This is a genomic window from Saccharomonospora saliphila YIM 90502 (assembly GCF_000383795.1).
Taxonomy (GTDB): Bacteria; Actinomycetota; Actinomycetes; order Mycobacteriales; family Pseudonocardiaceae; genus Saccharomonospora; species Saccharomonospora saliphila.
The window spans coordinates 3,026-12,107 of the sequence record NZ_KB912675.1; the positions used below are offsets into that span (position 1 = coordinate 3,026).

General features: G+C 72.8%; 6 protein-coding genes. 3 read left to right on the forward strand and 3 right to left on the reverse strand.

Annotation, left to right across the window (positions count from 1 at the left end):
- Nucleotides 1-2,248 (reverse strand): Tex family protein (locus SACSA_RS22660; RefSeq protein WP_019816169.1); only part of this gene is annotated, 2,248 nt, incomplete at its 3' end.
- 44 nt (nt 2,249-2,292) lie between these two features.
- Here SACSA_RS22660 and ilvD point away from each other — a divergent pair.
- From ilvD to SACSA_RS0112055, 3 genes are all read left to right on the forward strand, one after another.
- Nucleotides 2,293-3,963: a dihydroxy-acid dehydratase gene (gene ilvD, locus SACSA_RS0112040; protein WP_019816171.1), complete on the forward strand. Its 1,671-nt coding sequence runs from the start codon at nt 2,293-2,295 to the stop codon at nt 3,961-3,963.
- A 266-nt stretch (nt 3,964-4,229) separates the two neighbouring features.
- Entirely contained in the window at nt 4,230-4,616 is a 387-nt protein-coding gene (locus tag SACSA_RS0112045; RefSeq protein WP_019816173.1) for a DUF7715 family protein, read from the forward strand.
- 492 nt (nt 4,617-5,108) lie between these two features.
- Nucleotides 5,109-5,489, forward strand: a complete 381-nt coding sequence (locus SACSA_RS0112055; RefSeq protein WP_019816176.1) for a hypothetical protein — start codon at nt 5,109-5,111, stop codon at nt 5,487-5,489.
- A gap of 1 nt (nt 5,490) precedes the next feature.
- Here SACSA_RS0112055 and SACSA_RS0112060 read toward each other — a convergent pair whose 3' ends face one another.
- Together SACSA_RS0112060 and SACSA_RS22665 are read right to left on the reverse strand one after the other, a co-directional pair.
- Nucleotides 5,491-8,697: an arabinosyltransferase domain-containing protein gene (locus SACSA_RS0112060; RefSeq protein WP_019816177.1), complete on the reverse strand. Its 3,207-nt coding sequence runs from the start codon at nt 8,695-8,697 to the stop codon at nt 5,491-5,493.
- 122 nt (nt 8,698-8,819) lie between these two features.
- On the reverse strand, nt 8,820-9,082 hold a 263-nt coding region (locus tag SACSA_RS22665; protein ID WP_019816178.1), incomplete at its 5' end, for an adenosylcobinamide-GDP ribazoletransferase.

The window sequence follows — 9,082 nt, forward strand, 5'->3', positions numbered from 1 at the left end:
CGTGCCCGCGTCCCTCGCCCGCGTCCTCGCGCGCGCCGCGCCGGGAGCGCCCGCCCCCCGCCGACGCGGAACCGACCTCGTCGTCGAGCCGCAGCGTGAGCGAGATCCGCTTGCGCGCCTCGTCCACCTCCAGCACCTTGACCGTCACCACGTCGCCGGGCTTGACGACCTCGCGCGGGTCGCTGACGAACGTCCGCGCCATCGCCGAGACGTGCACGAGCCCGTCCTGGTGCACGCCGACGTCCACGAACGCCCCGAACGCCGCCACGTTGGTCACCACTCCCTCCAGCCGCAGGCCAGGAGTGAGGTCGGCCAGGGTCTCGACCCCTTCGGCGAAGGTGGCCGTGCGGAACTCGGGACGCGGATCGCGGCCGGGTTTCTCCAGCTCGGCGAGGATGTCGGTCACGGTCGGCAGGCCGAAGGAGTCGTCGGCGAACCGTTCGGGCCGCAGCCCGCGCAGCGTGCGCGCGTCACCGATCAACTCGCGGACACCGACGCCCGTCTCGTCGACGATGCGCCGCACGACCGGGTAGGACTCGGGGTGCACGCCGGAGGCGTCGAGTGGATCGTCGCCGTTCGGGATGCGCAGGAAGCCCGCGCACTGTTCGAACGCCTTCGGACCCAGCCGCGTGACCTCCCGCAGCGCGGCGCGGTCGCGGAACGGGCCGTGGCCGTCGCGGTGGGCCACGATGTTCTCCGCCAGGCCCGAGCCGATGCCCGACACCCGTGCCAGCAGCGGTGCCGACGCGGTGTTGAGGTCCACCCCGACGGCGTTCACGCAGTCCTCGACGACCGCGTCGAGCGAGCGGGACAGCTTCGACTCCGCCACGTCGTGCTGGTACTGGCCGACCCCGATCGACTTCGGGTCGATCTTGACGAGCTCGGCGAGCGGGTCCTGCAACCGGCGCGCGATCGACACCGCACCCCGCAGGGAGACGTCCAGGTCCGGCAGTTCACGGGAGGCGTAGGACGAGGCCGAGTACACCGACGCCCCCGCCTCGGAGACCATCACCTTGGTCAGCGTGAGGTCGGGGTGCCGCCGGGCCAGCTCTCCGGCCAGTTTGTCCGTCTCGCGCGAGGCGGTGCCGTTGCCGATGGCGACCAGCTCCACGTCGTGCGCGCGGGCGAGCCGCTCCAGCGTGGCCAGCGCCTCGTCCCAGCGGGCCTGCGGCTTGTGCGGGTAGATGGTGTCGGTCGCCACGACCTTGCCCGTGCCGTCCACCACGGCCACCTTCACCCCCGTGCGATAGCCGGGGTCGAGCCCGATCGTGGCGCGGGTGCCCGCGGGCGCGGCCAGCAGCAGATCGCGCAGGTTGGCGGCGAACACGCGCACCGCCTCGTCCTCGGCGGCCTGCCGCAGCCGCATCCGCAGGTCGATGCCCAGGTGCAACAGGATCTTCGTGCGCCATGCCCAGCGCACGGTCTCGCGCAACCACGTGTCGGCGGGCCTGCCCGCGTCGGCGATGCCGAACCGCTCGGCGATGCGGGCCTCGTAGGCCTCCGCGTCGGTGCCCGGCTCCTCCGGCTCGGTGGAGACGTCGAGGACCTCCTCCTTCTCGCCCCGGAACAGGGCGAGAACGCGGTGGGAGGGCAGCGTGGACATCGGCTCGGCGAAGTCGAAGTAGTCGGCGAACTTGGCACCCTGGGTCTGCGCGCCCTCGCGTGCCTTCGCGGTGACCCATCCCCGCGACCACATGCGCTCGCGCAGCTCGCCGATCAGGTCCGCGTCCTCGGCGAACCGCTCCACGAGGATCGCCCTGGCCCCGGCCAGCGCGGCGGCGGCGTCGGCGATCCCCGCGTCGGGATCGACGTAGGCCTCGGCGGCGGTGCCCGGGTCCGTGGTCGGGTCGGTGAGCAGTCCGTCGGCGAGCGGTTCGAGCCCGGCCTCCCGCGCGATCTGTCCCTTGGTGCGGCGCTTCGGCTTGTACGGCAGGTAGATGTCCTCCAGCCGCGCCTTCTCCCTGGCGGCGTTGATCCGCGCTTCCAGTTCCGGGGTGAGCTTGCCCTGCGCGCGGATCGAGTCGAGGATCACGCCGCGCCGTTCCTCCAGCTCACGGAGGTACCGCAGGCGTTCCTCCAGCGTGCGCAGCTGGGTGTCGTCGAGGCCGCCGGTGGCCTCCTTGCGGTAGCGCGCCACGAACGGCACGGTCGATCCGTCGTCGAGCAGGCGGACGGCCGCGCCCACCTGCGCCGGGCGGACACCGAGCTCGTCGGCGATGGTGTCGTGAAGGGACGTCGTGTCAGCCACGAACGCAGATTGTGCCTGCCCGGTTCCGCGTCGATGATGGGCCCATGGCCGAACACGATCCGAAACCCCGCAGCCGGGAGGTCACCGACGGCATCGAGCGGGCGGCGGCCCGCGGGATGCTGCGCGCGGTGGGCATGGGCGACGAGGACTTCGCCAAGCCGCAGGTCGGCATCGCCTCCTCGTGGAACGAGATCACCCCGTGCAACCTCTCGTTGCAGCGGCTGGCCCAGGCGGGCAAGAACGGCGTGCACGCCCGCGGCGGGTACCCACTGGAGTTCGGCACCATCTCGGTCTCGGACGGGATCAGCATGGGCCACGAGGGCATGCACTTCTCGCTGGTGTCGCGCGAGGTGATCGCCGACTCGGTGGAGACGGTGCTCGAGGCCGAACGCATCGACGGCGCCGTGTTGCTCGCGGGCTGTGACAAGAGCCTTCCCGGCATGCTGATGGCCGCGGCCCGGATCGACGTGGCCGCCGCGTTCCTCTACGCGGGATCGACGCTGCCGGGCACCGTCGACGGGCGTGAGGTGACCATCATCGACGCGTTCGAGGCCGTGGGCGCGTGCGCGCGGGGTCTGATCTCGGCCGACGACGTCGACCGCGTGGAGCGCGCGATCTGCCCCGGTGAGGGCGCTTGCGGTGGCATGTACACCGCCAACACGATGGCGTGCGCGGCCGAGGCGCTCGGGATGTCGTTGCCGGGTTCGGCGAGTCCACCGTCGGTGGACCGGCGCCGGGACGGTTTCGCCCGGGCCAGCGGGGACGCGGTCGTCGGGCTGCTGGAGAAGGGGATCACCGCGCGCGACATCCTCACCCGGGAGGCGTTCGAGAACGCGATCGCGGTGGTCATGGCTCTGGGCGGGTCGACGAACGCGGTACTGCACCTGCTGGCGATCGCCAACGAGGCCGAGGTGGAGCTGACGCTGGACGACTTCTCGCGCATCGGGGACCGGGTGCCGCACCTGGCCGACGTCAAGCCCTTCGGACGGCATGTGATGACCGCCGTCGACCGGGTGGGCGGGGTGCCGGTGGTGATGGCCGCACTGCTCGAAGCGGGCCTGCTGCACGGCGACTGCCTCACCGTGACCGGGCGCACCCTCGCGGACAATCTCGCCGAGCTGGCGCCACCGCCGCTCGACGGCGAGGTCATCCGGAATCTCGCCGACCCGATCCACCCCACGGGCGGAGTCACCATCCTGCACGGCACCCTCGCTCCGGAGGGCGCCGTGGTCAAGAGCGCGGGCTTCGACACGGCACGGTTCGAGGGCCGCGCGCGGGTGTTCGATGGCGAGCAGGCGGCGATGGACGCCCTCGGTGAGCTGGTACCGGGCGACGTCGTGGTGATCCGCGATGAGGGACCGCGGGGCGGTCCGGGGATGCGCGAGATGCTGGCGGTCACCGGCGCGATCAAGGGCGCGGGACTCGGTCGGGACGTCCTGCTGCTCACCGACGGGCGGTTCTCCGGCGGCACCACCGGCCTGTGCATCGGGCACGTGGCCCCGGAGGCGGCGCACGGCGGACCGATCGCGTTCGTGCGGGACGGCGACCCCATCGTCGTTGACATGTCGACAAAGACGCTCGACGTCGGGGTGAGCGACGAGGAGCTGGCGCGCAGGCGGGAGGGCTGGCGGCCACCGCGGACCGAGCGCCGTGGCGTGCTGGGCAAGTACGCCGCACTCGTCGGCTCGGCCGCACGCGGCGCCGTTTGCTCCTGACCCCGCGAGTCGCCCCTTCCCGTCCCGCGAGTTGCCCCTTGGGGTTCGCGAGTTGACCTCTCGCGCCTCCCGGTGCCGTGCGGGAGCGTCCACACGCGGCCCCGAGGGGTCCGGATCGACCCCGGCTGCCCGGCCCACTCGCCGAGCGGGTAGCTCGAACAGGTGCTCGGGGGTGGCCCGTGCGGCGCCATGCCGGGTTTTGTCGTGCTCGCCTGGTACCTAGGACACGCGGCACGCGACGACTCGTGGGCGAAGGGAGAGCGGTGATGGTGAAGACCTTGGTGGCGACCGCCGCGACACAGGGTGCCCGGGACAGTGACTACCACTGGTGCGTGGAGGGGGAACTGGTGTGGATCGCTCCGGCGTGTCGCACGGACCGGGACGACCCCGACGGCGGCTGTGGGTGCGGCCGGGGATTCGCCGGGTTGAGCTCCCACCGCGCCACGACCACCGCGATGGTGCGCACCCTCGATGGCATCAGCAGGCAGGACTACGTCATGGTGCTCGGCGCCAGCCTCGTCGAGCAGGGCTACGACCTGCTCGACGCCGATGCGCTCGCCGACTCCCTGCTCGACCTGGTGTCCGACCTGCCCGACGGCGCGGTCCTCGAGCACCGCCTCGACTACCTCCAGGTCCGGCAACGCGTCCCCTGATCCCGCCCGCCGCCTCTGCGCGAGCCGCCCCCGGCGGCGCGGCAAGGTCGCCCCGCACCCGTCACGCGGAGACTCGCGGCCCCTCGCGCGTCGCGGTGAGCGGGACTCGGGTCACGGAAGCGTGCGCGGCTGGGAAATCGGGACACTCCGGCCACCTCCTGTCGCACATGCTGTCCCTAGGGTGAAGATCGTCCGATTCGAACCCTTCCACGAGACCCGGGGGCTCCCACATGACCGTGGCGCCGGTGACGGCACTCGATGTCCACAATGATCAAGTGGCGGCGCCCTCCCGCCTCGCGTCGCGGCGGAGATCCCGGCTCGCGGACCGGTTGCGCGCGGTCGCGGCGGTGGCGATCGGTACCGGGGCCATCGCCGCGCCTGCGGCCATCTACGGCTACTGGCTGATCGACGACGCGGGCATCACCTTCGCCTACGCGCGGTCGGTGTCGGAGGGGCTGGGGCCGGTCGTGCGGCCGGGCGCCGAGGGTCGACATGGCGGGCCTGGCCGAACCGACGATCGCCGACCTCATCGCCGCCGGCGACCGCGCTGGTCTGCGGGACTACGTGTTCGACCGGGTGCGGCCGACCTTTATCCACGCGCGGGCCCCGTGGAGCGCGGCCAACGGCATCCCGTCCGATTCCCGCATGGCGCGTGACTACCACCAGCTCTACGAAAGTCCCCGGCCCGGCCCCAGCAACGGCGACGGGGTGCGCGGGGACGTCGTGCCGGACGCGGAACGCCTCGCCGCTCTCCGGCAGTACGCGCGCACCACGGTGGCGCCGCTCGACCGGGCGAACAAGTCGGGCCAGTGGCCGCGTCGGCACTGTGGGGACACGTTGCGGCCGGGCCAGACCGCCGTCGGACTGACCTGAGTCAGCGACGCGGCATGGAGCCGTCCGGGTGCACCGGCCCGGGGCCGGGGGAGTACCAGCCGGAGCGGACCTCCTCGTCGCGCACCACGGTCGGCTCCCGGCCCGGTTCGTAGGGGCGCACCTCGTGCAGCGTGCCCCACGGCTGATCCGGGTCCCCCGTGAGGAAGCTCGGCACCTCCGGCTCCTCGGCCAGTTCCTGGAGGTTGCCGATGATTCCCCCGGCCTCGGCGCTCGCCCAGTTCGCCTCGTCGGCCAGCGATCCGGCGGTGAGGTGATACTCGGGTACCCGCAGGATGCCGTCGCGGATCGTCACCGGGTTCAGGCACGGATACACGAACGACGCGGGCCAATCCATGTAGACGGGATCGTCGCCGACCTTCTCGGCCAGTGTGGTGAACTCGGGAACACGCGGCGCCGTCAGCGCCAGCCATCCGTCCTCGGTCAGGTCGTCGTCGCTTGCCACGACGCGCACCGCCGTCGCGTCCTCGGGCACCTCGCTCAGGTCGAGGCGCAGGTTCTGCCACTCTCCCGTGCCCGCTCCGGGCGAGAGCAGCCGTTCGCTACCGGCACGCCGTGTGCCCCCCTCCACCGGGGTGCCGAACTGCACCTCGACGCCCGTCGCCTTGCCCGGCGGGGCGTAGGCGGACACGACGAGCTGGTCTCCTCCCTCCCCGCCGAGCCCGTACCAGGGGCTGCGCAGCTCGCCGGTGGCCGTGTCGGTCTCGCCGTAGCTGCTCCACATCGGTGCCGTGGCCGGGGTCATGCCGTGCGGCGGCTCGGCCAGCGGGTCGTCGTCAGAGGCGGGGCGGATGTGGAATCCCTCGCGACCGGCGTCCACGTCGTCGGCGGGGCGGGGCAGCGGCCCTGTCGTGGCCTGCGAGCCCGCCGAGTCTCCCGAGCCTTCCGCGTTGTCCGAGCCTTCCGAGCCTTCCGAGGCCACCGTGGCCTGGCGCCTCTCCGGCAGCGCGGTGAGTACGCTGCCCACCGGGTCGCGCTCCACGGTGACCTCCGCGCCGAGACCGCACTCGTCGCCGCTGAGGTGGGCGAGATTCGCGGTGCCGAGGCTGTAGGTGCCGGACTGCTCCCACATGGCCTTCGCCATGCTGCCGACCTCGGCGACGACCACAAGGCCGCACACCACCACGATCGCCAGCGACCCTCGCCACAACGCGGCGCTGCGGCGTTCCCGGACGGGCGGATGCGGCCCCCGCACGCGCAGGTTCTCGATGAACGCGACGATCGCCGCCACGGAGGCGGCCACCACCAGCAGCGTCGATGCCTCGATGCCCGCGATCTGCGGCGGCATGTCGTGCCAGGGCACACCGATCGCCGAGACGAACCAGTAGGCGTTCGGGGTGGTCACCGACAGCGCGGCCACCAGCAGCAGTCCCGCGACGAACGCCGCCCGGTTGCGTGCCGAGCGCAGTACCGAAGCGCTCGTGGCGAGCGCGGTCAACGCCGCCATGGCCGCACCCACGCCGGCGAACGCGCCGAAGTGGTGGGTCCACTTCGTGGGCGTGAGGGCCAGCAGAACGAAGAACAGCGCCACCGTGCCGATCAGGCGACGGCTCGGGCCCAGCGCGGCGCCGGGGACGCGGTCGCGCCGCAGCAGGACCGCCAGGCAGGTCACGGTGCACAGGATGAGCAGCAACACCGGGAACCGGCGGGTCGCCGCGCCGTCGGCGCTCTCGGCGAAGAGCAGCTCGTATCTCGCCAGCTCCTGGAACCACGGCATGCTCGGCCCCACATGGTTCCGCAGGCGCACCGCCTCGGCGACCGAGGCGTAGGTCTGGTCGGCGAACACCACCAGCAGTACCACCACCCCGGACGCGGCCAGCGGCGTGAGCACACCGGACCAGCCGTGCCGGGCGCGTTCGGCGAGCAGGTGGTACAGCGGGCGCGCGGCCACCAGGAACGGCGCGATGGCGATCATGCCCGTGGGGGTCGCGGCGAAGGTGAACGCGGCGGCCAGCAGCCCCAGGCACAGCGGCAGCAGCCTGCGGGTGGCGAGCGTGCGTTCCACGGCGCACAGGGCGAGCAACGACCCCACGGCCGCGACCGGCTCCGGGCGCACCCCGTTGTTGTAGGGCAGCCACCAGACCAGGAAGACGGTGGCCGCCGCCCAGCCCGCCGCGCGGCTCGTGCGGACTTCCCGGCCGAGGCGGGGCAGGACCGAACGGCTGATGAGCAGCCAGGCCACGACACCGAGCAGGAACGAGGGGAGCCGGATCCACGGCGGCACCACGCTCACGTGGGACAGGAAGCCGTACAGGTGGTAGAACCAGCCGAACGGGGCCTCGGCGACGCCGAACCAGCGGTGGTAGTTGGTCAGGTACCCGGCCTCGTCGGCCACCCGCGACATCGTGAGGATGTAGCCGTCGTCGGAGGTCACCGGCCCGATGAACACCCACGCGCCGAGCACCCCGACCACGGTCAGGTCGCGCCCTGTGGGTTTCCACCAGCCCCGCGCCGCCCAGCGCGGTGCCCCACGTGCCGCCCGGGAGTCCGTCCTGCGCACCGCGACGAGACAGCCGGCCAGTGCCGCGAGGCCGACCACCGCCACGCCGGTCTTCAGCGCCGTCGGCGACGACTGGTACCGCGTGTCGGGGGTGATCGACACATCGAGCCCGGCGACCGGGTCCCGCGCCTCCTCGATGTCGGTGTAGATGCCGATCACGCGGGGCCGCACGTCGGAGTGCGCCTCGTACACCGGCGTACCCGCCACGGTGATCGTGGTCGCGGCGGCGTCCGAGGCGACTCCGATGTCGCATCCGGCCGACGGCAGCGGTTGCCGTGCCACCTGTTCGCCCCGGTTCGCCGCGACCAGCGTGCCGTCGGCGACGGTCAGCCGCAGCCCCGCGCCCGCGTCCGTGCGTTCGGGCGGCACGGTCGCCAGCAACAGCGCTTCCTCGTCCGAGCGGGCGTCGGCGGAGCGCACCGTCTCGCAGGGCACGTCGGCGCGCAACTGCTGTGCCCAGTACCCGGCCAGCGGCGCGTTCACGGCCGCGGTGTCCCCACCGGTGGGCCACACGATGCGCGCGGTGTCCTGCACCACGGGCAGGAACGGGAAGGCCAGCGCGCAGGCGCTCGCGAGCAACCCGAGGACCACGGCGAGCCGCCGCCACCGGCGTGCCCCGCCGTGGTCACTCCGGACGGCGCCGTCTGGTCCGTTCGGCGCATCGGCCGTGGTGGAGGTGGCGGAATCCATTACAGGTCACGCTAGCCGGGCCCGTGTCAGGTTCCTGCGTAACGGCGCCCGCGCTCACCCGTCGGTGCGGTGAGGCATACCACCGTCGGGCGGCACGTCAGGCGGTGCGATCACGCGGCGGGTCAGGCACTGAGACCGAGCAGCACGCCCAGCACGGCGCACTCGACGCACGCGCCGAGCACGTCGCCGGTGATCCCGCCCAGCCTGCGCACGCAGTGGGCGAGAACCAGCGCGGCGGCGAGGAACCCGAGCAGCACCGCGACGGGACCCTGCCACCACGGCACCCCGGGTAGCAAAATCGACGCGCCCAGCAACAGCGCGCCGATCCCGAACGCGGGCGCGCGGCCGACGGCCCCGGCCACCGTCGCGCCGAGACCGCTCGGCT